We start from the raw sequence: 25,122 nt of genomic DNA, 5'->3' as shown, positions 1-25,122 counted from the left end.
TGAAAAGCTTGCCGAAGCTGACGCTTATGCGTCGATCTGGCGCGACTCTTCGGTGGCAGCGGCAGGCACGACCGGATCGCTGCCCAGCGATTCCTCGGCCGGCGGCTCAGCCATGGCGCCCAGGTCCGCACCACCACGGCGCTGCTGCTCCGCGTTGCCGCGGGTCGCGGCGATCGCCACTGCCTCGCAATACAGACGGATGGCGCGCGCAGCGTCGTCATTGGCGGGAACCGGGAAGGCAATGCCGTCAGGCGAGACGTTCGAGTCGAGGATCGCCACCACCGGGATACCCAGCGTGTTGGCTTCCTTGATCGCCAGCTCTTCCTTGTTCGCGTCGATCACGAACATGATGTCGGGAATGCCGCCCATGTCGCGAATGCCACCCAGGCTCATTTCGAGCTTGTCGCGCTCACGGGTGAGTTGCAGCACTTCCTTCTTGGTCAGGCCATGCGTGTCGCCCGACAGCTGCTCTTCGAGCGCCTTCAAGCGCTTGATCGAGTTAGAAATCGTCTTCCAGTTGGTGAGCATGCCCCCCAGCCAGCGATGGTTGACGAAATGCTGACCCGAGCGGCGCGCTGCTTCTGCGACCGGCTCCTGCGCCTGGCGCTTGGTGCCGACGAACAGAACCTTGCCACCCGACGCGACGGTCGAGCTGATGAACTCCAGCGCGCGTGCGAAAAGCGGCACCGTCTGCGACAGGTCGATGATGTGAACGCCGTTGCGATCGCCGAACAGATACGGCTTCATCTTCGGGTTCCAGCGGTGAGTCTGGTGGCCGAAGTGCGCGCCGGTTTCAATGAGTTGCTGCATCGAGACGACAGGTGCCGCCATGATCATTCTTCCTTCCGGTTAGGCCTCTGGGAAGCGGCTGGTGCGAGCCTGAAAGGCCGGCACACCGGTGGTTTGATGCTTCCCATGCGGAGTTGAGGCCGCGCGGTTAGCGCCAAAGGCCGGAAGATGCAAGGGCAATGTCCACTTGACGAAGTAGAACAGGAGTGGAACAAGCGTGTTGAACATAGAGTGAACGCAACGGCGGCCCGAGATGAAACGAGCGCTTCGTTGGTCCAATTGTTGTCCCGTGGCGGACTAGGATCGGAACGAGGCGTGTTTCCAGCGGTTTATGGCCCACGGTTCGCAAGTCGAGTTGGAGGCGAGCAATGGTAACGGTACTGAGTTTCGCTGTCTTTGCCGGAACGTTGGGAGTGTCGATCTACGCGCTTGTAGTGACGATTGCGCCGCGAATGGACCGTATCATTGGAGCCTTGCGTGGTCAGCCGGCCCATCGCCATCCACTTGCTACGCTGGTGCGCGCGGAGCAGCGGATTGCCGTCAGGCGATGGGCGGCAACCCCTGTACGCTCGTCACCCTCGTCTTCGCGCGCAGCCGCTTGACCTTGCCATAAGCTGCGATGCTGAATGGGATCGCCAGTAGATAGGCAATGCTGATCGCACTGACGGTGTGCCAAGGCGCCGTAACGGCCGCCGCGGCGATGATTACCACCACCGCCAATGCCTCGAACCGGATGTTGCGACGAAGCCGGAGCGATCCCCATGACCAGGTTGCGATGCTGGACACCATCAGGATCGCGGCGAATGCGGTCCAGGGTGCGACAACATAGGATGAGCGTAGAAGCGGCTCATCGGTCCAGAACCACAGGAACATGGGCAATAGGGCAAGGCCAGCTCCAGCGGGCGCAGGAACACCTGTCAGAAAGCCTGCGGATTTGTGCGGCTGCTCGTCAGAGTCGATCGCCGCATTGAATCGGGCGAGCCGCAATGCGGCAAACACCGCCAGCATCAGCGCGGCGATCCAGCCGAAGCGCGGCAGGGACGACAGCGACCAGAGATAGAGGATCAGCGCGGGCGAGACGCCAAAGGAGATGGCATCAGCCAGCGAATCCAGTTCTGCTCCGAAGCGGCTCTGTCCATGAAGAAGCCGCGCAATCCGCCCATCGATGCCATCGAGGAGACCTGCGATCAGGACGAACATGACCGCAAGCTGCCAGTGAGTGCCGATGCGATCGTGCAGGGCGGCGTATTCCGCGCCGCGCTGGAGCAGCAGATCATTCTCCATCATCCGCGCCTTGATCGCGAACTGCACCCCGCTGAGCCCGGAGCACAGCGCCAGGGCAGTGATCGCGTTCGGCGCCACCGCGCGAAGCGGAATTCCCCGACGGGGGCGAACCGGCCGCCTCATTGCGTCACACCCGAAACAGGAATTGCGCCCGCACGCGCTAGCACAGTCTCGCCTGCAATCGCACGCTGCCCAAGGGCGACCTGGGGTGAATAACCCGCAGGCAGGTAGACGTCGACGCGGCTGCCGAAGCGGATCAGCCCAATGCGCTGACCGGCTGCCACCATGTCGCCTACTTTGACGAAGCCCATGATCCGGCGCGCCACCAGCCCGGCGATCTGGGTGAAGGCGACCTTGCGGCCATCATGCCCTTCTACGACGAAATGCTGGCGCTCATTGTCTTCCGAAGCCTTGTCCAAGTCGGCGTTCAGGAACTTGCCCGAAATATAAACCACTTGCCGGATCGTACCCGCAATCGGTGCGCGATTGATGTGAACGTCGAATACACTCATGAACACCGAAACGCGCGTGAGGCGCTCAGCGCCCAACTCACCGATCAATTCACGCGGTACCGGCACCTCGGCAATCATCGTCACCAGGCCATCCGCCGGTGACACGATCAGGTCTTCCCCGCGCGGCGTGGTGCGGATGGGATCGCGAAAGAAGGCCGCTACCCACACGGTAAGGCCGAACAGCGGCCAGAAGAAGATGTTGTGGACGATCGTCATCAACAGCGTGATGCCGAACGCGATCGCGGTGAACTTCTGACCTTCGGGATGGATGGCGGGGAAGCGCCATCTGACGGTGGTGGTGACAGGCAGACCCTGCTCTTCGGGCTTTGGTAAGGACGGCATATCATCCGTGTAGCCCTGGCGGCCGCAGGGCACAACGCACTCGGCGGGCAGGTCGCGCGGTTGACAACCCTGGCGGTTGATCCCCCGCCTCCTTACCCTTATCGACCGCGCCAAACCCTCCCCTTCAAAGGATACGGACAATGGCGAAGATCAAGGTAAAAACGCCCGTCGTGGAGATCGACGGCGACGAAATGACGCGAATTATCTGGGAATGGATCCGCGAACGCCTGATCAAGCCGTACCTCGACATCGAGCTCGATTATTACGACCTTGGGATGGAGCATCGGGACGCCACCGACGACAAGGTGACGGTCGACAGCGCCAAGGCAATCCAGAAGTACGGCGTTGGCGTTAAATGCGCCACCATCACCCCCGACGAGGCGCGCGTCGAGGAGTTCGGCCTGAAGAAGATGTGGAAGTCGCCGAACGGCACGATCCGCAACATTCTGGGCGGCGTTGTTTTCCGTGAGCCGATCGTGATCAAGAACGTTCCCCGCCTGATCCCGGGCTGGACGCACCCGATCGTGGTGGGTCGTCACGCATTCGGCGACCAGTATCGCGCGACCGACTTCAAGGTGCCGGGCGCGGGCAAACTCACGATGAAGTGGACTGGCGAGGACGGCCAGGAGATCGAGCATGAAGTGTTCGACTTCCCGGGCGCCGGCGTCGCGATGGGCATGTACAACCTTGACGAGTCGATCCGTGATTTCGCTCGCGCGTCGCTGAACTACGGCATCAACCGCAACTGGCCGGTGTACCTGTCGACCAAGAACACCATCCTCAAGGCTTATGACGGCCGCTTCAAGGACATCTTTGCCGAGATCTATGAGGCCGAGTTTGTTGAGAAGTTCAAGGAACTGGGCATCACCTACGAGCACCGCCTGATTGACGACATGGTCGCGTCGGCACTGAAGTGGAACGGCGAGTTCGTCTGGGCCTGCAAGAACTACGACGGCGACGTGCAGTCCGACCAGGTCGCGCAGGGCTTTGGCTCGCTGGGCCTGATGACCTCTGTGCTGATGACGCCCGATGGCAAGACGATCGAGGCGGAGGCCGCGCACGGCACCGTCACGCGCCACTACCGCCAACACCAGCAGGGCAAGGCGACGTCGACCAATCCCATCGCGTCGATCTTCGCCTGGACGGGCGGTCTCAAGTTCCGCGGCAAGTTCGACGGAACGCCTGATGTCACCCGCTTTGCCGAGACGCTCGAGCAGGTCTGCATCGAGACGGTCGAGAACGGCGACATGACCAAGGATCTCGCGATCCTGATCGGCCCGGATCAGAAGTGGATGACCACCGAGCAGTTCTTTGAAGCTGTTCGCGTCAACCTCGAGAACAAGATGGCGACCTGGGCATAAGCCTGCATAAGTCATCGACAGTGAAAGGCCCCGGCACGTTGCCGGGGCCTTCATCGTTGCAGCCTATCCTCCGTGAAGAGCGGATCGATATCCTTCGTGGATGGGCGCTCATCACCATACTGATTAATCACCTGAGCCAGGTTGTCGAAGCCGACGGCCTCACCGCGTGGTTGATCCCTACACCGACCCGATACGGCTATTCCACCGCAGCCGAGCTGTTCGTGGTGATGTCCGGCTATATGGTGGGCCTGGTCTATCTCGCGCGTGCCAGTGCCGCGCGGGCAGTCATCCGGCGCGCAGGAACGCTGTGGCTGTACAACCTCGCACTCCTCGGGCTCGTTCTCCCGCTGGCCCTATTCATGTCTCCAGCGGAACTGCGCTTCTGGCGGCTGGGGCCGTTCCTCGCTGATCCGCTGCAGGCGACGCTGCAATTCATGACCTTGCAGAAGGCGCCGCGGCTACTCGACATTCTGCTGCTATATGTCACGCTGATGCTCATCGCGCCGTTCGCAATCGCGCTTCATCGTCGCTCGCCGCGGCTGCTCCTGATGGCTTCGATCGCCATTTACCTGGTGGCGCAGGTGCTGACGATCCGGCACGTGTCTGCCGATCCGAGCCATAATGATGACGGCATTCTGAAGCTGATGAGTTGGCAGCTCCTGTTCTTCGGGGCGATGGTGCTCGGTGCGTGGCGCGTTCACATGCCCTTGTTCAGATGGCTCGATGGCAACTGGCGGATCTTGGCGCTGCTGTTGGGGGTGTTCGCGGTCGGCGCGGTCGCGAGGGCCGACGATGTGGCCCGGCCAGAGTGGTTCACCGGCCGCTATGGTCTCAACCTCCTGCGCCTGAGCCACACGATCCTCATGCTGCTGCTATATGCCAGCCTGCTTTCGGTTGCCCGCCGCTTTCTCCAGTCGGCTCCTTTGCGATCAATGGCGCTGATCGGCCGCCACAGCCTGGATTGTTTTGCCGCAGGCCTGCTCGCCACCTATGTGCTGGGACTGTTGTGGGAGCGCTTAGGCGGGGGTCTTATCCTGTACTATGCCGCCGTCCTGGGGGGATTGGCGATAACGCTTGCCGTGGCGAACATGCGTGAGTCGCGAAAGAAGGCGGTGAAACACGGCTGCTGACAAGCCGGGACGCAGTCTGCACAATGCGTCATGGCAATAGGTCTCGACAATCCCGGCTTCTCTGACGCGCTGGTAGTTCTAGGGGCGGCGGGATTGGTGATCCCGGCCTTCGCCAGATTCAAGATCAGCCCGGTTATCGGCTTCATCCTGGTCGGGCTGTTGGTCGGACCAGCCGGTCTTGGGACCCAGATTGATCGCGCACCCTGGCTTTATTATGTGACGATTTCCGACCCCGAGTTCGTCAGGCCCTTTGCTGAATTCGGAATTATTCTGCTGCTGTTCTCGATCGGGTTGGAGCTGTCGTTCCGGCGCTTATGGGCTATGCGGCGGCTTGTCTTTGGAATCGGCCCGGCCGAATTGCTGGGCTCTGCGCTCATCGTCGGCATTACGCTTCATTATGTCGGGCAAAGCTGGCCTGGTGCAATCGGGCTGGGTCTCGCACTAGCGCTTTCCTCCACCGCGCTCGTCTTGCCACTAGTCGGATCTGTCAGCGCGGTCGGACGGGGCGCCTTCGCCATGCTTTTGTTCGAGGATTTGGCGCTCGTTCCCATCATCTTCGCGCTCGGTGCACTGGCGCCCTCGGCGGGTGAAGGCGGGTGGGTGAACATCGGGATGGTTGCCCTGAGGGGCGGGCTGACCGTGGTGGCGATGTACGTTGCCGGGCGCCTGATCCTGCCGCGATTGTTCGGTCAGGCCGCCCGAACAAAAAGCCCTGAGCTCTTCCTCGCGGCATCCCTGTTGGTGGTGATCGTCGCCAGTGTCGCGACCACTGCGGCCGGCCTCTCGCCCATCGTTGGGGCGCTTCTCGCCGGCTTGCTGATCGCCGAGACCGAATATCATACTGAAGTCGAAGTCATAACGGCGCCGTTCAAGGGGCTGGCTCTGGGCGTTTTTCTGATCACGGTAGGAATGAGTCTAGACCTGCGATTGATCACCCAGAATTGGGATGAGCTTCTGCTTGCGGTGGCAGCGGTGGTCACGATCAAGGCGATCGTCACCTATTTGCTCCTTCGCGTGGCCAACGTGGGTCGTGGTGTCGCTGCAGAGACTGGGCTCCTGATGGGCAGTCCTTCCGAAACGACGCTGATCGTACTTGCGACGGCAGCGCAGGCCCAGCTTATCCAGCTTTCCACGGCGGCGTTCTGGCAAACGGTGACGGCGATTGGCTTGACCATCACACCCCTTCTCGCCTTTGCCGGACGCGTCATTTCACGTCGTATCGAAGGCCGGGGAGAGACGCTCGACGAGCCGCCCCAGGATGGCAAACGGGCGATAATCATCGGCTTTGGTCGCGTCGGGCAGCTCGTCGCAGAGCTCCTGGCGGTCCACGATCAACCGTACTTGGCCGTAGAGGCCAACATCGATGCGGTGAAGGCCGGGCGCGCGGCCGGCCATCCCATAATATTCGGCGACGTTGTTCGCTCGCAGTTCGTCGACCGGCTGGACCTGCCCAATGTACGCGCGCTCATCCTAACCATGGATGATCCGCCCTTATCTGTTCGACTGGCGCGCAGGATTCGTGCGCTGGCACCCGACCTTCCCATCATCGCCCGGGCCCGTGACGCAGCGCATGCCGCCGAGCTCTATCGTGCTGGCGTAACCGATGCGGTGCCGGAGACGCTCGAAAGCTCGCTCCAATTGTCGGAGGCTGTCCTCGTCGACCTTGGTGTCGCCATGGGACCCGTGATCGCATCGATCCATGAGAAGCGGGATGAGCTGCGGCAATCGATCCGAGAACAGGCGGAGCTCAGCCGGGAGCCGCGCATTCGCCGCCTTCCCCGCTTGTCGGATCTACGGAGCCTCAGCGGATAATAAACCTTTGCCCCGTGATCGCCGCAATCGAGCGGTAGCGGCGCGCCATCATGCAGCCGTCGGACCTTCGTGTCGCGCTCTTCAGCGGCAATTACAACTACACCCGTGATGGCGCCAACCAGGCGCTCAATCTTCTGGTTGGCCACCTGCTCTCGCGGGGCGCTCAGGTGCGCGTCTATTCGCCAACCGTGGACCAACCGGCCTTCCCTCCCACCGGCGATCTCGTCGATGTGCCGGCATTGCCACTGCCGGGTGAACGCGGTGAGTATCGGCTTGCACGCGGCCTTCCGGCCCAGGTGCGACGTGACCTGAAGGCGTTCGCGCCCAATCTGATCCACGTATCTGCGCCTGATATCCTGGGGCATCGCGCGATCAGCTACGCGCGGCGGAACGGAATAGCACGCGTGGCATCGCTCCACACTCGTTTCGAAACGTACCCGCGCTACTATGGTCTTGGCTTCCTTGAGCCGATGGTCGAGCGGCTCCTCACGCGCTTCTACAATCGGGCGGAACGCGTGCTGGTGCCGGGGCTTCTGCTGGGCGAAATCCTGCAAACCTGGGGGGTGCGTACGCCGACTGCCGTTTGGTCGCGCGGTGTTAATCACGATCGCTTCTCCCCTGCCCGCCGTGATCTCGCCTGGCGCCGGCACCTTGGCATCGGCGATGACGAGGTGGCGGTCGGGTTCCTCGGGCGACTGGTCAAGGAAAAGGGTCTCGACATCTTCGCCAATGTCGTCGGCGAGTTACGGCAACGCAATGTGCGCCATCGCGTGCTGGTGATCGGAGAAGGCCCGGCGCGTGATTGGTTTGCGGAGCAGGTTCCGGACGCGGCATTTGCCGGCTTTCAGTCCGGCGATGATCTGGGCCGCGCAGTTGCGTCGATGGACGTCTTCTTCAACCCAAGCGTTACCGAGACCTTTGGCAACGTCACGCTGGAGGCGATGGCTGCCGGGGTTCCTGTTGTTGCGGCGCGTGCATCAGGCGCGGTTGGGCTGGTGGACGAAGGCGAGACCGGTCGGTTAGTCGAGCCGCGCGACGTACCCGGCTATGCGGACGCGATTGCCGAGCTTGTCGCGTCCCGCGATGCGCGGTTGCGGATGGGACGCAACGGAACCACCAAGGCCGCCGGATATCGTTGGGAAATGATCAACGAAGCGGTGCTGTCGGCCTACCTTCAGGTGCTGGAGGAACGAAGCCGCCCCTGAGACGGACAGATGTGACTGCCGTGCGACGAAACGAGGCTTATCGGAGCCAATCCGTTCATCGCTCGTTCCGGGTTTATTATTTAGGCTGAGGTCAGCTTCCGCCGATCTGGCGGGTATCGGAGATGACACAATGAGCATGAACCGTACCGGTCGTAGCCTTTTCCTGGCGGCGGCCGCTTCCGGCGCGTTGCTGGTGGCAGGTTGCGCGACCGAGACGCCGTATCGCCCTGCCACCGGTCAGGGTTTCAATCGTACCGGCTTCAGCGATCAGCGGATCGAGGCCAATCGCTTTCTCGTCACCTTTGCCGGGAACACGGTCACCGATCGTGACACGGTGGAGCGCTATCTCCTTTATCGTGCTGCCGAGCTGACGCTGCAGAACGGCTATGACTATTTCATCACGGTTGATCGCCAGACCGATCGCCAGGCACGTACCTATGCGACGCCGGGCGCTGGCTTCGGCCCGGGTTGGGGCTATGGCGGCTGGGGTGGCTATTGGGGCCCCTCATGGCGCTTCTACGGTCGTCCCTGGGGCGGCTGGGGCGGCTGGGGCCCGTGGGGCGGCGGCTTCAATGACTTCGATGTACGGACAGTTGACCGCTACGAGGCATCGGCCGAGATCGTGATGGGCAAGGGCGCACCGCCAAGTGGCGAGGTGCGAGCTTTCAACGCACGGGATGTCGTCGAACGGCTGGGGCCAACGATCCGTTTGCCCGAGCAGCGCCGCCGCTGACCTGAGATCCACACAAAACAGAAGGGGCTTCGTCACTAAGGTGACGAAGCCCCTTTCGTACCTGCCGGCAGAAATAGCGAGGTGCGGGCGAGATCTGGAACGGTCCGCCCGCGAGCCAGGCTCAAACCGCGCCGTGGCAGTGCTTGTACTTGCGCCCGGAGCCGCACGGGCACGGCGAATTGCGGCTGACCACGCCCTTCCAGCTCTCCGGGTCCTCGCCAACCTCGACGCCGGTAGGCTGCGGGATCTGCATCGGCGGCACCTGCGTCTGAATTAGGCCCAGCGTGCCCGCATCCACGTCCGCCGAATTGTCCTCACCGGAGAACGGGTCGAAGTGGGTCGTAATGAAGTCCGGAAGATCCGGCAGCGGCGGCGGCGCCTGCAGCTGGAACTGGGCATGCGCGATCGTCTTCGTCACGTCCTCGCGAATGGCATCCAGCATCCGCTGGAACAGCGCGAAGGCTTCCTGCTTGTACTCGTTGATCGGCGTCTTCTGCGCATAGGCACGCAGGTGAACCACCTGACGCAACGCGTCCAGCGTCGCGAGATGCTCCTTCCAATGATGATCGAGGTTCTGGAGCAGGATCGACTTCTCGACCTGAGTCCAGGTTTCCGGCTCAAGCTCTGCCGCCTTGGCCGCCACCATCGCGTCCGCCTCAGCCTGCACACGCTCCGTGATCATTTCCGGATCGACCGCGTCCTCGCCGAGCCAATCGTCGATGCGCGGCGTGAGGTTCAGGATCTCGGCAAGCCTGTCCTTCATCCCCTCAACATCCCACTGCTCCGGATAGGAGCCAACCGGGCACGCATCGCCCACGATCGCATTGACCGTTTCCGCGCGCATGTCGGTTACGACGTCACCGACGGTCTCGGCATCCATGATGTCAGCACGCTGCTCGTAAATGACCTTGCGCTGGTCGTTCATCACGTCGTCATATTCGACGACCTGCTTGCGGATGTCGTAGTTGCGCGCCTCGACCTTCTTCTGCGCTGTCTCGATTGCCTTCGTCAGCCACTTGCTGCCGATCGCCTCGCCGTCCTCGATATTGCTGCGCATCATGCGCGCGAATAGCGTGTCGGGTCCGAAGATACGCAGCAGATCGTCGTCCAGGCTGAGATAGAAGCGGCTGAGGCCGGGATCGCCCTGCCGGCCCGAACGACCGCGCAGCTGATTGTCGATACGCCGACTTTCGTGACGCTCTGTACCTAGCACGAAGAGGCCGCCCGCTTCCAGCACCTTCGCCTTTTCAGCCGCGATTTCCGCCCGGATCTGTTCTATTGCGGCGTCACGGTCCGGCCCCTCCGGCATGCCAGCGAGTTCGTCCTCCACGCGGAATTCCAGGTTACCGCCGAGCTGAATGTCGGTACCGCGGCCGGCCATGTTGGTCGCGATCGTCACCGCGCCCAGTCGGCCCGCCTGCGCGACGATGTGCGCTTCCTGTTCGTGGTACCGGGCATTCAGGACGGAATGGTCAACGCCTTCCTGCTTCAGGAACTCGCTGAGCATCTCCGACTTCTCGATCGACACGGTGCCGACGAGAACCGGCTGCCCCTTCTCTGCATGCTGGCGGATCCGCTTGGCGATGGCGCGGAACTTGTCGTGCGTGTCCTTGTAGAACTCATCTTCTTCGTCGACGCGGCGAATGGGATTGTTCGTCGGGATGGTGACGACGTTCATCTTGTAGATGTCGAAGAACTCGGCAGCTTCGGTGGCCGCCGTGCCGGTCATGCCGGCAAGCTTCGGGTACATGCGGAAATAGTTCTGGAAGGTGATCGAGGCCATGGTCTGGTTCTCAGGCTCGATCTGAACCCCCTCCTTCGCCTCGACCGCTTGGTGCAGGCCATCGGACCAGCGGCGCCCGTCCATCATGCGGCCGGTGAATTCATCGATGATGATCACCTTCCCGTCCTTGACGATATAGTCGATGTCCCGCTTGAACATGACGTTCGCACGAAGCGACTGGTTCAGGTGGTGCACCACCTGCGTATTTTCGAAGTCGTAGAGGTTCGCGCCCTCTAGAAGACCGGCCGCCTCCAGCAATCGCTCGACCCGCTCGGTGCCTTCTTCCGTCAGAACGATCGTCTTTTGCTTCTCGTCCTTTTCGTAATCGTCCGGCGTGATCTGCTTCACCACGGCATCAACCGCGATGTACAGTTCGCTTTTGTCGTCCGTCGGGCCCGAGATGATCAGCGGCGTGCGGGCTTCGTCGATCAGCACCGAGTCGACCTCGTCGACGATGGCCATGGCGAACGGCCGCTGCACCATCGACGCGCGATCATATTTCATGTTGTCGCGCAGGTAATCGAAGCCGAACTCATTGTTCGTGCCGTAGGTGATATCGGCAGCATAGGCGGCACGGCGTTCATCATCCGAAAGGTTCGGAACGATCACGCCCACCGTGAGGCCAAGGAAGCGATAGACACGTCCCATCCAGTCCGCGTCACGCGCGGCGAGATAGTCGTTGACGGTGATGACGTGAACGCCCTTTCCTGGCAGCGCATTCAGATAGGTCGCGAGCGTCGCCACCAGCGTCTTGCCCTCACCCGTGCGCATTTCGGCGATCTCGCCGCGATGAAGCACGATGCCGCCGATCATCTGCACATCATAGTGGCGCTGACCAAGAACGCGCCTCGCAGCTTCTCGGACGGTCGCAAAGGCCTCGGGCAGCAGACTGTCGAGCGTTTCGCCGTTCGCCAGGCGCTCGCGAAAGAGCGCCGTCTGGTTGGCGAGCGTCGCATCATCCATCGCCTGCAGCGTCGGTTCGAACGACGCAATCTTGGCGAGAATGGGATTGAGTGAGCGCACGTAGCGATCGTTGGACGAACCGAAGAGCGATTTGGCGATGCTGCCGAACATGGGTCTGTTCCTGATATCATAGCGGCGCGACGGCCACGAAGGCGCGCGCAGAGAAAAGCGATTGCGGTCCGGCTGACCGGACGACGCGCTGGCTTATTCGCGCCGGCGGCCCGCAAAGACCGGCTCGCCCGGGGCAAGAACAAGGGGCTCTCGGCCCGTCAGCCTCGCCGCCTCGGCAAGCGTGATCGATGCCGCGAGCGGACGCCAAGTGGCGACGCGCGTTGCGGTGGCGGTGCGTGCAACCGCAATCGAGCCCTCAGCCACCGCACGTGCTTGCTCCTGCGCACGCGCACTGTTGCTTACGCCGGTGAGCGCAGACAGCAACGCAGAGAGAAGCAGCAGGATGTTCACGCGCCGGGACATAGGGTGGCATAACGATGTGGCCAACCCAAAATTCGCGCTGCGCCGTCCGAGACCGGCGGCGATTTCGTAGAGGGCAGGCGAACACGGGCGGTGCACGGCGTTCGTTAGCGGTCGCGACTGCCGCCGTTGCAGCGCCGATCGCGCGAGATCGGGAACATCCGTGATGACTCTTTTCCCCGATCGCGGCATGGCGCAGGAATGTCTTACGCCGTCTCTCCGCTCGCCCTGCCCTTCCCTGAGTTGCCCGTGATCGCAGGTGCGATCCCGCATGTTGCGCGCGCCCAATACAAGACATGGGATCGCTGCGACCTCACCTTTGTCGCGCTGGAGCCAGGAACGGCGGTCGCCGGGGTAGTGACCCAGTCGAGATGTCCGTCGCCGGAGGTGGAATGGTGTCGCAGCGCCCTTGTCCTCGGTGAAGCGCGGGCGCTGGTGGTGAACGCCGGCAATTCCAACGCCTTCACCGGCGGGCGCGGGCGCGCGGCTGTCGAGGCAATTGCCGCGCGCACGGCCGCGCATCTGAATTGCAAACCGTCCGACGTTTTCGTCGCCTCGACGGGCGTCATCGGCGTTCCCCTGCCAATCGACAAGGCTGAGGCTGGGCTCGACGCTGCCTTTGCAAGCCAGCCGTGCAGTTGGCGTGACGTCGCGGAAGCGATCGGGACGACAGACACCTTCACGAAGGGAGCGACGACGACGGCGATCGTCGACGGCAAGACGGTAACACTGGTCGGCGTGATCAAGGGATCGGGGATGATCGCGCCGGACATGGCGACCATGCTGGGGTTCATCTTTACCGACGCAGCGGTCGATGCCGCGTTCCTGCAGGCCGCGCTTTCCGACGCAAATGCCCGTACCTTTTCCTGCATCACCGTCGATGGCGACACGTCCACCAGCGACACCGTGCTGGCTTTTGCGACCGGTCGCGCGAAGAACGCGCCTTTGACGGGTGATGAGAGTGCCGGCGCCGACGCATTCCGCGCGGCGCTGGCGGACCTGTGCCACCAACTGGCGCATCTGGTCGTGCGCGATGGCGAGGGCGCAACCAAGCTGATCGAGATAACCGTAGAGGGAGCGGAGAGTGACCGCTCAGCCTACCGCATCGCCATGTCGATCGCCAACTCTCCGCTGGTTAAGACCGCCATCGCTGGGGAGGACGCCAATTGGGGGCGTGTGGTGATGGCCGTTGGCAAGGCTGGCGAGCCAGCGGAACGCGACCGTCTGTCGATCCGCTTCGGCGCGACGCAGGTCGCAAAGGACGGTCTGGCGGTCGAGGGTTACGACGAAACCCCAGTGGCGGCTCACCTGAAGGGCCGTGAAGTCACTGTCGGCGTCGAACTAGGTCTGGGCGAGGGCCGCGCGACCGTCTGGACGTGTGATCTGACCCACGGATACATCTCCATCAACGCTGACTATCGCAGCTAGGAGATCAAGGCGGCGACGGCCCCATCTAAGGATCGTCGCCGCCAGTTGAGTATCAGGCGAGCTCACCCTCGAGCCAGGCCTTGATCCGGCCCTTCGGCTCCGCACCGACCTTGGTGGCCGCAGGGTTGCCGCCCTTGAACAGGATCATCGTGGGAATACCGCGCACGCCGTAGCGGCCCGGTGCGTCTGGGTTTTCGTCGATGTTGATCTTCGCGATCGTGACCTGCTCGCCAAGCTCCTCGGAAATCTCCTCCAGGCTCGGGCCGATCATCTTGCACGGGCCGCACCACTCCGCCCAGAAATCGACCAGCACCGGCTTGTCCGACTGGATGACATCGGCGTGGAAGCTGTCGTCCGTGATCTTCTTCGTGGCCATGCTTCAAATCTCCTTTGCGCTCCATTTAGGGGTGCGCAGCCGGACACTCAACGACCCGTGATGAAGCTTTGCTCCGCTCCCGAATAGCCCGGCTTGTGTCGGGCCAGCAGCTCTGGCGGCAAGGTGATGATCCGCGGGCCTGCGGTATAGAGCAGCCCGGCCTCGATCGAGCGCCCGGGGAAGATGACGGCGAGTGCCGCGGCATAGGCCGCCATTTGTCGGATGTGATAGATCGGGACATCTTCGATACGCTCGGGCGCCACTCGCCCCGTCTTGAAGTCGACGACATGCACGCGATCAGGGGTGATCAGCAGCCGGTCGACGGTTCCCGCGATCACCAGGCCGCCATGAATCACCGCACTGATCGGCGCCTCACCGAGTGAACCCGGGCCAAACAGCGCGGCGAAGCGATCATCTGACAGGATACCGCAGACCAGCTGGGTGAGGTGCTGGCGCTCTGCGGGATCCTCTATCCCGCCCACCTGCCGCAGCCAGCGATTGGCGGCGTCTTCTCGCTCCGCCTCCGCCACGCCGGGCAGGCGTTCGAACAGGCCATGGATCAGCCGGCCGCGTTCGGCGGCGGCACGCATTGCCGGCGTGGGCGGTGGATCCGCGACCTCGTCTTCACCGATCGAGGAGGGTGCAAGCGGCCGCGGGGGCCTCGCCTCTGGCGGTGCTACCTCCCGTGCCCAGCCTGGTAGCGGAGTCGGTTCGGCCATTTTTCCTATGGTGCTGGCCTTGGACGCAACGGGCGCCGCGGGCGGATCGCCACGGAATATGCGTGTAGCGCGTTCGCCTGCGTCGTCGGCTGCCACGCCGAGCGCGTCGAGCGCGCGGGCGGCGGCGCGATGCCAGCTCTGCTCAGGTGCGCCGCTGTTGCGGTACTTGGGGCCCAGCGAGCCGGTGATGACCAGCCGTTCCTCGGCGCGGGTCGCGGCGACATAGAACAGGCGCCAATGCTCCTGCCGTTCGCGCAGCGCCGCCGCGGCCGCGAGCTCCGCGATCGGCCCCGCCCGCTCCGTTAGGCGCGGCGGGAGCACGGGGATCGCGCCGTCAGCGCCATCCGGGGTCCACATCAGGTTGCCGCCGCGCGTGGAATCGGGATCAGCAGCGGCGTCGGCCATGATCACGACAGGCGCCTGCAGCCCCTTGGCACCATGCGCGGTCATTACCCGCACCGCGTTGAGGACCCCTTCCGCCTCGCGCTTCACTTCCACCTCGCCGCGATCGAACCAGTCGAGGAAACGCTGAAGCGATGGGGTGGCGGTTGTTTCGAATTCCAGCGCCGCGCTCAGCAATTCCTCGATCGGGTCGCGCGCTTCTTCGCCGAGGCGGGCAAGCAGCCGCTGCCGTCCGCCGAGCGGGCCGGAGAGCAGTTCCTCCAGGAAACGATAAGGTGTCGTGAAGTCGGCTCGGGCCAGCATCGCGTCGAGTGGTGCCAGCAATTCGCGATGATGTTCCGACAGGTGGCGCCACAGACTGCCCGATCGCGGCACCGCGCGCGCGAGCAGCTCCTCCTGCGTCCATCCGATCAGCGGTGACACGAGCAGGCTGGCGAGGCTGAGGTCATCGTCCGGCTGCAGAACGAAACGGACGGCGGCAAGCAGGTCCTGCACCGCGAGCGGCGCGTTCAATCGCAGCCGATCGACACCGGCGACGGGCACCCCTTCGGCATATAGGCGCGCCACGATCAGCTGGGCGATCTCTCCGCGCCGTTTGACCAGCACCATGATGTCCTCTGGCCGGATCGGACGCCCCTTGCTTTCCAGCATCACGCCCCGGTCGATCCAGTCGCGGATCTGCCGCGCGATCCGGGCGGCGTTGCGGCGGACCGCATCGTCGATCCAGTCCTCCGGCCCATCATCTTCCACCTCGCCCGACACGATCGGCGGCCAAAGCTCCACGATGCCGGGCCCCGGCACCTCACTGGCATGTTCGCGAAGTTCGACGCCTGGCCCGAGCGCATCAGGCTCAAGCGCGGCGATGGCCGCGTCGACGAACTGCAGGATGGGACGGGTCGAGCGGAAGGAGGAAACGAGCGACAGGCGCTCGAACGGGAGGCCGCGCTCATCATCCGGCATGCGATCGTCGCCGCGCACCTCGGCAGCCTTGCGCGAAAAATGCATTTCGGCCGCGCGGAAGTTGATTGGGTCAGTGCCCTGGAAGCCGAAGATCGCCTGCTTGTGGTCGCCCACCGTGAACAGCGTGCGGACCGAGGGCGCATAGACTCCGCGGCCGACGAAATATTCGTCGACCAGCGCACGCACGATGCGCCATTGCGCGACGTTGGTATCCTGAGCCTCGTCGATCAGCACGTGCTCCGTCGTCTGATCGAGCTTGAAGCGAACCCATTCACCGATGCCAGGCTGATCAAGAAGGCCGATCGTGGCAGCGATCAGATCATCAAAATCGACGAGCCCGCCGCGACGCTTTGCCGCCGTATACGCGCGCGCATAGTCCCGCCCGACCGTCAGCCCCTCGGCGAGCAGATCGGCATAAGCGGCGCGAACCCTGAGGCTGAGCAGCTCCGAACATTGCCCGTGCAGGCGGGATGCGAGATCGGCATAGGCGGGATCAGGCGGCGCCTGCCCCTTGCCGAACGATCGAGGGTCCCCGTCGACCTTGGCCCATGTGAGGTGAAGCTGATCGAGCGTTTGCGCCCGTTGTTCACTGCCCGCGGCGAGCCAAAGAGCGATTGCCTCTGCGCGGGCCAGCCCACTCTTCGTTCCCCAGGCCGCGTTCAGCCGACCGACCGCCTCGATCGCCGCGCGATCGATCGCATCGTCCCCGCAGGCAGAGCGGATGTGCTCTTCTATATCGCCAGCCGGCAGGTCCAGCTCGCGGCGGAGCCACGGTTGAATGCCGCTGGGGAGCTGCTCCAGCGCGCTTGCCGCCCGCGCGCAATCATTCAGGAATTGTTCGGCACCCGCCTCGCCCAGCCGAAGGCTGAGCTTTCCGATCGCCTCTACCGGGCCAGCGCGCCCTTCCCGCTCCGCCTGCACCAGCAGTTCGGCAAGGGTGGCGCGGGCAAGCACGCCTTCTTCGCGCGCCTCCATCGGGCGAAAGCCGGGCACCAGTCCCGCCTCGGTCGGGAAGGCCGCAAGCAGGCTCTGGCAGAAACCGTGGATCGTCTGGATACGCAGTCCACCGCCCGGCGCATCGAGCACCTTGGCGAACAACGTGCGGGCGCGGTCGCGCTGGACCGGATCGGCTGCCTCGCCAAGCGCCTGGAGATCGGCGAACAGGTCACGGTCCTTCATCCGGACCCAAGCGGCCAATCGCTGGCTGACGCGCGCTGCCATCTCGGCCGCGCCGGCCTTGGTAAAGGTGAGGCACAGGATGGCGGCAGGATCAACGCCCCGGAGCAGCAGCCGGAAGACGCGGGCGGACAACACCTGCGTCTTGCCCGTGCCGGCGGAGGCCGACAGCCACACGTGCGCATCGGGTGCGCTCGCCCGGCGCTGCTCACCGCGCAACGGCGGGAGCGGACGGATGCCCGAGGCGCTACTGGTCACGGCCGTACCATTCGTCGCGACGCATCAGCTGATCATATTCCGTATAGGGCGCATATTCGGGGTGGAGCTTGGCCTTGAACGGCTCGTCGCCCAACAGCCAGAGTTTCGCCGCCTCGGTGAATTCGTGCCGCGCGCGGCCGACGAATTCCGATGTGACGACACGATCGCCCTTTCCGACGGGATCGACCGGGCTCGTCACGCTGCCGAAGCTGTCGCGGTAGCGGGCCAGCGACCAATATTCGAAGGCGCCCGCCGTGCCGCTGATCCCCGCGAAGCCGCCGTCCTCGGCGATCGCGCCGAGCAATCCGAGTTGCATCGAAAACCCCGCGCGAACCGCGGAGGCCGAGGGCGCCTTGCCTGTCTTGTAGTCGACGATCGCGAGCGTGCCGTCACCGAGGCGGTCGATACGATCGAAGCGGCCGGAAAGCTCGATCCCGGCGATGGTGGTCCCACCCTTCCCCTCCGCGGCCAGCACTGTCCGACCGCCGGCCTGCTCGGCCGCCATGCGCTGCGCGATCCATTCGACCGCAGCGAGGAGGCGCGGCTGCCACAAGGCGCGTAGCAACGGGTGCGTCGTGGGATCCGCCAGCATTTCGATCGCGCGCGGCGCCAGAAGGTCGACGCGGCAGGCGTCGTCACGCGCCCACGCCTCCAAAATGGCGTGAACCGCAGTCCCGCGCCAGGCGGCGGTGGGATCGGCATCGACCGGGTCCAGCATGCGCAGGCGAAGGATCTGCTGGGCGTAGAAGGCGAAAGGATCGGCCTTCAGACGGTCCACTTGCGTGACGGACATGGCGGTGGGCCGAAGCCGCCGCGGCGGGCAAGGCGCAGGCCGCTCCGCCGGCTGCGGCGTGCCGCCGTCATCGATCGCCCGGGTCCATTGTTCCAGCGCGACATCACGCGCTCGGTCAAATTCGTCGCCCGCCATTGCGGCGAGGCGAAGCCACAAGCGCGAGGGGATCGCAGGAGAACGCGCGTCGCGGCGGGCGCGGGTGATTAGCACCTCGCGTGCGCCCAGCGCCTGCCCGAAATCATGCGCCGCCACGCCGATCGCCCGTTCCAGACCGGGGAGCCCAAGCATCGCGCGGATGCGGGGCGCCAGCCAGGGATCGGGTGCCGCTGCCCCCGGCCAGACGCCCTCATTAAGGCCGCCGAGGATCATGAGGTCGGCCGATTGCAGTCGCGCCTCGATGAGGCCGTAAATCGCAACGCGGGCATGCCCCCCCTGCGGCCGCACGGCGACCTTGTCCATGAGCAGGCGCAGCAAGGGCCCGAGACCGGATGCCGCCACGTTGGATGGGCCGCGATCCGCTTCCGCCTCAAGTTCCGCCAGAAGATCGGCGGCGGCGCGCCCGGCGGGACCACGCCACGCTTCATCACCAGCGAGTGCTGTTGCCGCATCGCGCAGCGCCGCGATCAGCGTGCCAAGCGAATGCCGCTCGTTATCGAACGCCTCGGCGAGCGGCCCGAGCAGGCCGCGTAGCTCGTGCCACCATGCATCGGCAGTGTCGCCGAGGTGCCCCTCCATGCCGGCGAGCCCTGGCGCGGGCCGCGGTCCGCGCAAGCGGCGGTCGAGCCGGCGCACGCTCTCCAGCCAACGGCCACGCTGCTCACCCGCACGGACCAGCGGGTGCTTCAGCAGGGTCAGCAGGGCGAGTGGCGCGAACCCTTCGGCGGCGGCCTCCACGATGGCGATCAGCAAGGTGCCGGGCGGGAGGATCGACAGGGGGCGACCGGCGCTGTCGTCGACCGCGATATTCCAGCGGGCGCAGTGTGCCGACACCCGGCGCGCGAGGGCGCGGTCGGGGGTGACGAGTGCGGCGGTGCGTTCCGGAACCTCAAGCGCCTGACGCAGGGCGAGCGCGATCGCCTGCGCCTCCTCTGCCGGCGTGGCGAGTTCGGCGATGCGGACGCCGGCGAGCTGGCGTTGCTGGGGCCTGAGCTCCGTCCAGCGGGCGGTATATTCGGCCGGCGCGAGGGCGGTCGCGATCGTCCGGCCGCGTGCCGCCGAGGCGTCGTGATCGCTGCCATCGGCCCACAGGGCAACATCGTCGCGCGCCATGCCCATGCGGGCGAGCAGCTGCTTCAGATGGAATTGGGGGTGCACCTCTATGGCGCGTTCGGAACGTTTCGTGATCGGATCGGCCTCATGCGGGCCCAAGGCGGCCCATTCGTCGTCGGGCATGGCCCGATCCAGTCCAGCGAGCACGACGAGGCCGCGATCCATCACCGCGACGCGCCCCATCATCGCCGCAACGGAGGGGGCCGCATCGGTAATGCCGGCGGCGCAGACGAACCCGTCGGGCGGTGTGGTGCGCCAGCGATCGGCCAGGCGCCGCAACAGGATCACGCGGCGCGCACTCGCGTCGATGCGGCCGAGACGTTCCAACTCGCGCGGCCAGCGTTCGATCACGATGCGGAAGAGGTCGAGTGCCGCGCACCAATGGTCGGTGAGCTCGCCGAGATCGAGCGTGGCGAGCCGGGCCGGATCGACTTCCTCGACGATCAACTGGTCGAGCGCTCGGGCAAGTTCTCCGGCGAGGCGGACCGCTTCGGAGGCCTCCAGCGACGGGCGCTCCTCTTGCACCAGCCGCGCCAGGATCATCTGGCGCGCCAGCGGAGTGATCGCCGGGGGCGGCGGATCGGCATCGGCGGGATCGAGCGCAGCGCCGATCGATTCGCCAATGTCGTCCGCCCCGATCGCGACCAGCCGCGGCAGGATCAACGCGCCCCCGCGGGCGCGCACGAAGGCATTGTTGACCGCGAGCTTCGCGCGGTTGTTGGGCAGGAGGATCAGGCCGCGGGCAAGGCCAAGCGGATCATCGCCAAAGCGCCGGACCAGCCCGGCGACCAGCGCATCGGCGAAGGCCCGGTGCGCGGGGATGGTGTAGAGCCGCGGCCGGCGCCGCTCAGCCATTCTCGAGCAATTCCTCCGCACGGGCGACGGCCCTCGGCGTCCCCACGTCGACCCAGAGCCCCTGATGCACCACGCCATAGGCGCGTCCCGCCGCCATTGCGCGTTCCCAGAACACCATGGTGGAGAACGGCGCCTCAGGCGCGTCGACGAGGATCGCCGGATTCAGGATCTGGACGCCGATGAAGACATAAGGCGCCACGCGCCCCGGCTTGCGCCGCGAGATGATCTTGCCCGCGGCATCGATATGAAAATCACCCTGCCCGCCATGGCAATGCGCACGGGCGAGTGGTACCAGCAGCAAGAGGACATCCATGATCGCCGGGTCCCAGCGATCGGCCATCAGCGACAAGGCGTCGATCGGGCCATCGAGCCAGAAATTGTCGCTGTTGACGACGAAGATCGGGTCATCGCCAAGCAGCGGGCGTGCCTTCATCAACCCGCCGCCGGTTTCGAGCAGCTGGCCACGCTCATCCGACACTTCGATGTCCAGCCCCGCGATCGTCTCGAGATGCGCCTCCAGCGTGTCGGCCAGATAATGAACGTTGACGACAGCGCGCTTGACCCCGGCGGCGCGCAGATGGTCGAGCGCATGGTCGAGCAGCGGCTTGCCCGCAACATGGATCAGCGGCTTGGGCCGGGTGGCCGTGAGCGGGCGCATCCGCTTGCCGAGGCCGGCAGCCATGACCATCGCGGTGGTCGGCACCTTGCCGGGAAGACGGGGACGGATGGCGCGCGGCTTGGTCATCGTGCGCTCAGCTGCAGCGGATCGCCGCGGAGCGACGCGGGGATGTTGGCATCGAACCAGGCAGCGACCGGAGCAAGCGCAGGCTGCGCCAGATCACGCTCCAGATAGGTCCAGACGCGCGGGCAGAGCCCCGGATAGCGGGGCTTCCCATCGCGCTTCCACAGGCGGGTGAAGATGCCGATGATCTTCGCATTCCGCTGCGCGCCGAGCACGTGATAGGCGCGCATGAACGCCTCCCCCTCACCGGTCACGTTGCAATAGCGCTCGATCATCGCGTTTTCGAGTTCGGGCGCCACGTCGCGGCGGGCATCCTGCAACAGCGATACAAGATCATAGGCAGGGTGACCGGCCAGCGCGTCCTGGAAGTCGAGCAGGCCGAGCCGGTGCGGATCGCCCACCAGCATCAGGTTTTCGACATGATAGTCGCGCAGCACCGTGACCGGCCGGGCGAAGATCGCATGATCGAACACCGCGTCCCAGGCGGCGGTATAGCCCGCCAGATCGACGTCGAGGCCGAGCGCCGGGCAATACCATTCGACCAGCAGCGCGGCCTCACGATGCAGTTCCGCACGGTCATAAGGACGCCAGTCACCCGCCGGACAACCACGCAGCGCGATGAGCACGTCAACGGCATTCTGGTAGAGGCCCTCGGTCGCGGCGGGATCGCGATCAATCGCCTCGCGCATGCGATTGTCACCGAAATCCTCGAGCAGGACGAGGCCGCGATCATCATCGGAGGCATAGATGGCAGGCGCGCCAAAGCCGTGATCGGTCAACCAGTTAGCCACCGCCAGGAACGGACGCGGATCCTCCTGCGGCGGCGGCGCGTCCATCAGCACGGCGCGGCGCGTGCCGTCCACCACGCGGAAATAGCGGCGAAAGGATGCATCGCCGGCAAGCGGGAGAATTTCCGCGTCTCCCCATCCATTGGCCGTCAGAAACGGGCGGGCATGCGGGGGCGGAATCATATCGAGGGCCATCGCCGCTCCCATGCCGCCGGCGCTTCCCAAGTCAAGCGCCGCGCGCCATCCGGTTCGATGGAAAGCGCGAGGCGAAGCGCGTCGGGCCATGCCGATGGGCCAGCGCGATCAGGCCATTCCACGATCAGCGCACTGTCGTACAGCGCGTCGTCCAGTCCCAATTCCGGCAGCTCCGACGCATCGTCGAGCCGATAGAGGTCGACATGGAGCACCGGCAGCCGCACCTCCGGCACGTCATAGGGCTGAACGATCGCGAAGCTGGGGCTTGGTGCCTCACCGACGAGGCCGAGCGCCGCAAGCAGGCCGCGCGCGATGCTGGTCTTGCCCGCACCGAGCGGCCCGTCGAGCAGCACCACGTCGCCGGGGCGAAGCACGCTGGCGATTTCTGCGCCGACCGCCTCACTGTCGGCGGCAGTCGCCAGCCGGCGTTCGCCCTTTGTCATCGTGGAAGCTCCACCGTTACCAGCGACCCCATGCTGGGTTCGCTCACCAGGGTGATCGTTCCGCCATGTGCCTCGACGAACTGCTTGGCCAAGGGAAGGCCGAGGTCGGGGGTGCGGCCGTTTTCGGTGTTCGCGGCCTGCGCGAAACGGTCAAAGGCGCGGCTGACCGCATCGGCATCGAGCCCGGCGCCATCGTCTGACACGATGATCCGGGCGGTATTCGGGTCGCCCTCCGCATGCAGCAGCACGCGCCCGCCACTGGTGGTGGCGTTCAGCGCATGGCGCAGGAGGTGATCCATCGCCTCGCGCAGGCGGCCGGGATCGCCGGTCACCTGTCCGACGCTGGCATCGAGCGCGGTGACGAGTTCGATGGCGCGCAGATCGGCATCGCTGCGCCGCGCCTCCGCCGCGCCGGCCAGCAACGCGGGAAGGTCAACCGCCTCTCGCACCAGCGGCGCCTCTCCCTCCGCCTGCGTCAGGTTCAGCACATCATCGATCAGCAGGCCGAGCCGCTCGACCGACTCCAGGATCGCGCCGACATATTGGGTGCCCTGTTCCGACAGGTCGCCCGCATAGCCCGCATGCAGCATCTCCGCGAAGCCGCTGATAGAGGTGAGCGGGGTGCGCAATTCGTAGCTCATGTTCGCGACAAAGGCGGTTCTCACCTTGTCGGCTGCCTCCAGCGCGGCGGCGCGATCGCGCAGCGCCTGCTCCGCACGGCGACTGTCGGTGATGTCGAGCATGGTGAACAGTGCATTGCCATCCGGCAGCGGCACCGCCGCAAATTCGTAATGGCGGCCATCCGCAAGGGCAACGCGGCCACCACGCTGCTGGCGATCGGTGGTCGCGGACCGCACCAGATCAGTGACGAGCTTGGCGCGGTTGGGCGTACGCAGCTTCGGCGCGATCTTTTCCGCCACCGCGTCCACGCGGGGATGGCCGTTGAGGAATTCCTCTTCCAGCTCCCACAGGGCGCGAAAACGATTGTTCCACAATTGCAGCCGGCCATCCGCGGCGAAGACACCCAGCGCCTCGAAGAGATTGTCGAAGGTGGCGGTGCGGACGCGCAGCAAAGTGTCACGCGCGGAGGCGAGCTGCACCTCCTCGGTCCGATCCTCGAAGATCAGCAACAGCCCGCCGTCGGGCAGCAGCTGCGCCACGACGCGGATGTAGACGCCGTTGGGCAGGTGCCACGTCTCCTCGACGGCGGCGTCGGTGCGGGTGAACCATTCGCGACGCTCAGCCTTCCAGCCCGGAAAGTCACGGACCTCGGGCAGCCTGTTCGCCTCGCGCATCCGCTCGATCACGCGATCGAACTCCGGCCGGTCGGACAGCCATTCGCTGCGCATCGCGAACATGCGGCGGAACGGCTGGTTGCAGAAGACGAGCGAACGATCGCGGCCGAACTGCGCCACGCCGGCGGACAGGCGATCGAGCATCGCGCGCTGCGCATCGGCGAAGCGGCGCTCGCGTGCGCGGGCCTGCTCAAGATCCTCGATGTCGATCGCAAAGCCTGCGACGCCGCCATTGGGCAAGGGCACGTCGTGGAGAAGCATCGACCGGCGCGCGCCGCCGATCGTGGCGGGCAGGACCCGCACCTCCGGCCGCCCGGTCTCGCGCGCGGCGATCGCGCCGGCGAGCGGGCCGCCATGCCCAGAACCCTCGATCAATTCCACGCCGCGCGCGACCACGTCGGCGGCCGCGTTGCCCTCCACACCCTGGACATAAGCGGTGTTGACCATCGCCAGCCGCAGGTCGGGCCCACGATACCACATGGGCATGGGCGCGGCCTCGATCAGGCCGGTCAGCGCCTCGAACGCTTCACGCACCTGCGCCTGCTCATTGGCGAGCCGCTCTACCTCCGCCTGCGCGTCGCTTGCGTCATGGACCCAGAGGACCATGTCGGTGCCCTGGCCATGGGTGGGCGAACGTTCGCCATGCAGGGTGAGCGTGCGGGCGGCGCCGCGGGGGCGAACCTGACGCACGAAGGGGCGCCCCGAGCGTTGCAGGGCGAGCAGATCGGCCATGATCCGTTCGACATCCAGCGGATCAAGGCCACCGCCAGCGGAGCTCAGCCCGTCAAGGTCGGTCGCCGGCTGGACGAGGCCGAACAGGTCGGCGACGCGGGGCGGCATGTCGAGGCGCAGGTCCGACCGCACCAGGATCGGCTGCATCGGCGCATGGGCCAGCAGCGCTCGGGCGGCCAGCCACTGTTCACGCTCCCGCGAGGCGGCACCGCTCAGCCGAAGCCCATGGTAGAGCGCTGCGGAAGCGCCGGCGACCAGCAGCAGCAGGATCAGGCCCGCAACGATCAGCATGGGAGTGGTCAAGGA

The 25,122-nt window shown here is 65.2% G+C and carries 18 protein-coding genes; 6 read left to right on the top strand and 12 right to left on the bottom strand.

Annotated features, from left to right (window positions below):
- Window positions 1-24: 24 nt before the first annotated feature.
- The 3 genes from rpsB to XM50_RS14730 form a co-directional block, all read right to left on the bottom strand.
- Complete coding sequence (gene rpsB, locus XM50_RS14740) at window positions 25-831, bottom strand: 30S ribosomal protein S2 (RefSeq protein WP_046410551.1); 807 nt, start codon at window positions 829-831, stop codon at window positions 25-27.
- 498 nt (window positions 832-1,329) lie between these two features.
- The gene (locus XM50_RS14735) at window positions 1,330-2,196 is read right to left on the bottom strand and encodes a CDP-alcohol phosphatidyltransferase family protein (protein WP_046410549.1); all 867 of its coding nucleotides are present in this window, start codon (window positions 2,194-2,196) and stop codon (window positions 1,330-1,332) included.
- The gene (locus XM50_RS14730; protein WP_046410547.1) at window positions 2,193-2,927 is read right to left on the bottom strand and encodes a phosphatidylserine decarboxylase; all 735 of its coding nucleotides are present in this window, start codon (window positions 2,925-2,927) and stop codon (window positions 2,193-2,195) included. Before XM50_RS14730 ends, XM50_RS14735 begins: the two co-directional genes overlap by 4 nt.
- Window positions 2,928-3,067: 140 nt before the next feature.
- On the opposite strand from XM50_RS14730, the gene XM50_RS14725 reads away from it, so the two are divergent.
- From XM50_RS14725 to XM50_RS14705, 5 genes are all read left to right on the top strand, one after another.
- Complete coding sequence (locus XM50_RS14725; protein WP_046410545.1) at window positions 3,068-4,288, top strand: NADP-dependent isocitrate dehydrogenase; 1,221 nt, start codon at window positions 3,068-3,070, stop codon at window positions 4,286-4,288.
- A 56-nt stretch (window positions 4,289-4,344) separates the two neighbouring features.
- Entirely contained in the window at window positions 4,345-5,418 is a 1,074-nt protein-coding gene (opgC, locus tag XM50_RS14720; RefSeq protein WP_046410543.1) for an OpgC domain-containing protein, read from the top strand.
- Between the two features lie 30 nt (window positions 5,419-5,448).
- Window positions 5,449-7,230: a cation:proton antiporter domain-containing protein gene (locus XM50_RS14715; RefSeq protein ID WP_046410541.1), complete on the top strand. Its 1,782-nt coding sequence runs from the start codon at window positions 5,449-5,451 to the stop codon at window positions 7,228-7,230.
- 50 nt (window positions 7,231-7,280) lie between these two features.
- Window positions 7,281-8,435: a glycosyltransferase family 4 protein gene (locus XM50_RS14710; RefSeq protein WP_046410540.1), complete on the top strand. Its 1,155-nt coding sequence runs from the start codon at window positions 7,281-7,283 to the stop codon at window positions 8,433-8,435.
- 130 nt (window positions 8,436-8,565) lie between these two features.
- A complete protein-coding gene (locus XM50_RS14705; protein WP_186313943.1) occupies window positions 8,566-9,168 on the top strand; it encodes a CC0125/CC1285 family lipoprotein in 603 nt (200 codons plus the stop codon).
- A gap of 121 nt (window positions 9,169-9,289) precedes the next feature.
- On the opposite strand, the gene secA is transcribed toward XM50_RS14705, so the two are convergent.
- Together secA and XM50_RS20900 are read right to left on the bottom strand one after the other, a co-directional pair.
- Window positions 9,290-12,025, bottom strand: coding sequence for a preprotein translocase subunit SecA (secA, locus tag XM50_RS14700; protein ID WP_046410539.1), 2,736 nt, complete (start codon window positions 12,023-12,025; stop codon window positions 9,290-9,292).
- A gap of 93 nt (window positions 12,026-12,118) precedes the next feature.
- The gene (locus XM50_RS20900) at window positions 12,119-12,376 is read right to left on the bottom strand and encodes a hypothetical protein (protein ID WP_046411724.1); all 258 of its coding nucleotides are present in this window, start codon (window positions 12,374-12,376) and stop codon (window positions 12,119-12,121) included.
- 210 nt (window positions 12,377-12,586) lie between these two features.
- Here XM50_RS20900 and argJ point away from each other — a divergent pair, with 210 nt between their 5' ends.
- Window positions 12,587-13,813 (top strand): bifunctional glutamate N-acetyltransferase/amino-acid acetyltransferase ArgJ, encoded by a 1,227-nt coding sequence (gene argJ, locus XM50_RS14690; RefSeq protein ID WP_046410537.1) that lies wholly within the window; start codon window positions 12,587-12,589, stop codon window positions 13,811-13,813.
- 52 nt (window positions 13,814-13,865) lie between these two features.
- On the opposite strand, the gene trxA is transcribed toward argJ, so the two are convergent.
- From trxA to XM50_RS14655, 7 genes are read right to left on the bottom strand one after another with little or no spacing between them, the layout of a single operon-like run.
- Window positions 13,866-14,189 carry a thioredoxin TrxA gene (gene trxA, locus XM50_RS14685; RefSeq protein WP_046410535.1) on the bottom strand — a complete coding sequence of 108 codons (324 nt, stop codon included), beginning with the start codon at window positions 14,187-14,189 and terminating at the stop codon, window positions 13,866-13,868.
- Window positions 14,190-14,236: 47 nt separating this feature from the next.
- Window positions 14,237-17,704, bottom strand: a complete 3,468-nt coding sequence (gene addA, locus XM50_RS14680) for a double-strand break repair helicase AddA (protein ID WP_046410532.1) — start codon at window positions 17,702-17,704, stop codon at window positions 14,237-14,239.
- Window positions 17,694-20,621: a double-strand break repair protein AddB gene (gene addB, locus XM50_RS14675; protein WP_046410529.1), complete on the bottom strand. Its 2,928-nt coding sequence runs from the start codon at window positions 20,619-20,621 to the stop codon at window positions 17,694-17,696. Before addB ends, addA begins: the two co-directional genes overlap by 11 nt.
- Complete coding sequence (locus tag XM50_RS14670; protein ID WP_046410527.1) at window positions 20,614-21,366, bottom strand: nucleotidyltransferase family protein; 753 nt, start codon at window positions 21,364-21,366, stop codon at window positions 20,614-20,616. The genes addB and XM50_RS14670 overlap by 8 nt, the downstream gene beginning before the upstream one ends.
- Window positions 21,363-22,334, bottom strand: coding sequence for a phosphotransferase (locus tag XM50_RS14665; protein WP_197075596.1), 972 nt, complete (start codon window positions 22,332-22,334; stop codon window positions 21,363-21,365). The genes XM50_RS14670 and XM50_RS14665 overlap by 4 nt, the downstream gene beginning before the upstream one ends.
- Window positions 22,331-22,789, bottom strand: a complete 459-nt coding sequence (gene tsaE / locus XM50_RS14660; protein WP_046410523.1) for a tRNA (adenosine(37)-N6)-threonylcarbamoyltransferase complex ATPase subunit type 1 TsaE — start codon at window positions 22,787-22,789, stop codon at window positions 22,331-22,333. The genes XM50_RS14665 and tsaE overlap by 4 nt, the downstream gene beginning before the upstream one ends.
- Window positions 22,786-25,107 (bottom strand): sensor histidine kinase, encoded by a 2,322-nt coding sequence (locus tag XM50_RS14655; RefSeq protein ID WP_046410521.1) that lies wholly within the window; start codon window positions 25,105-25,107, stop codon window positions 22,786-22,788. Before XM50_RS14655 ends, tsaE begins: the two co-directional genes overlap by 4 nt.
- Window positions 25,108-25,122 lie beyond the last annotated feature (15 nt).

It is taken from the genome of Sphingomonas sp. Ag1, assembly GCF_000980895.1.
Taxonomy (GTDB): Bacteria; Pseudomonadota; Alphaproteobacteria; order Sphingomonadales; family Sphingomonadaceae; genus Sphingomonas; species Sphingomonas panaciterrae.
This window is presented reverse-complemented; position numbering and strand designations above follow the sequence as displayed.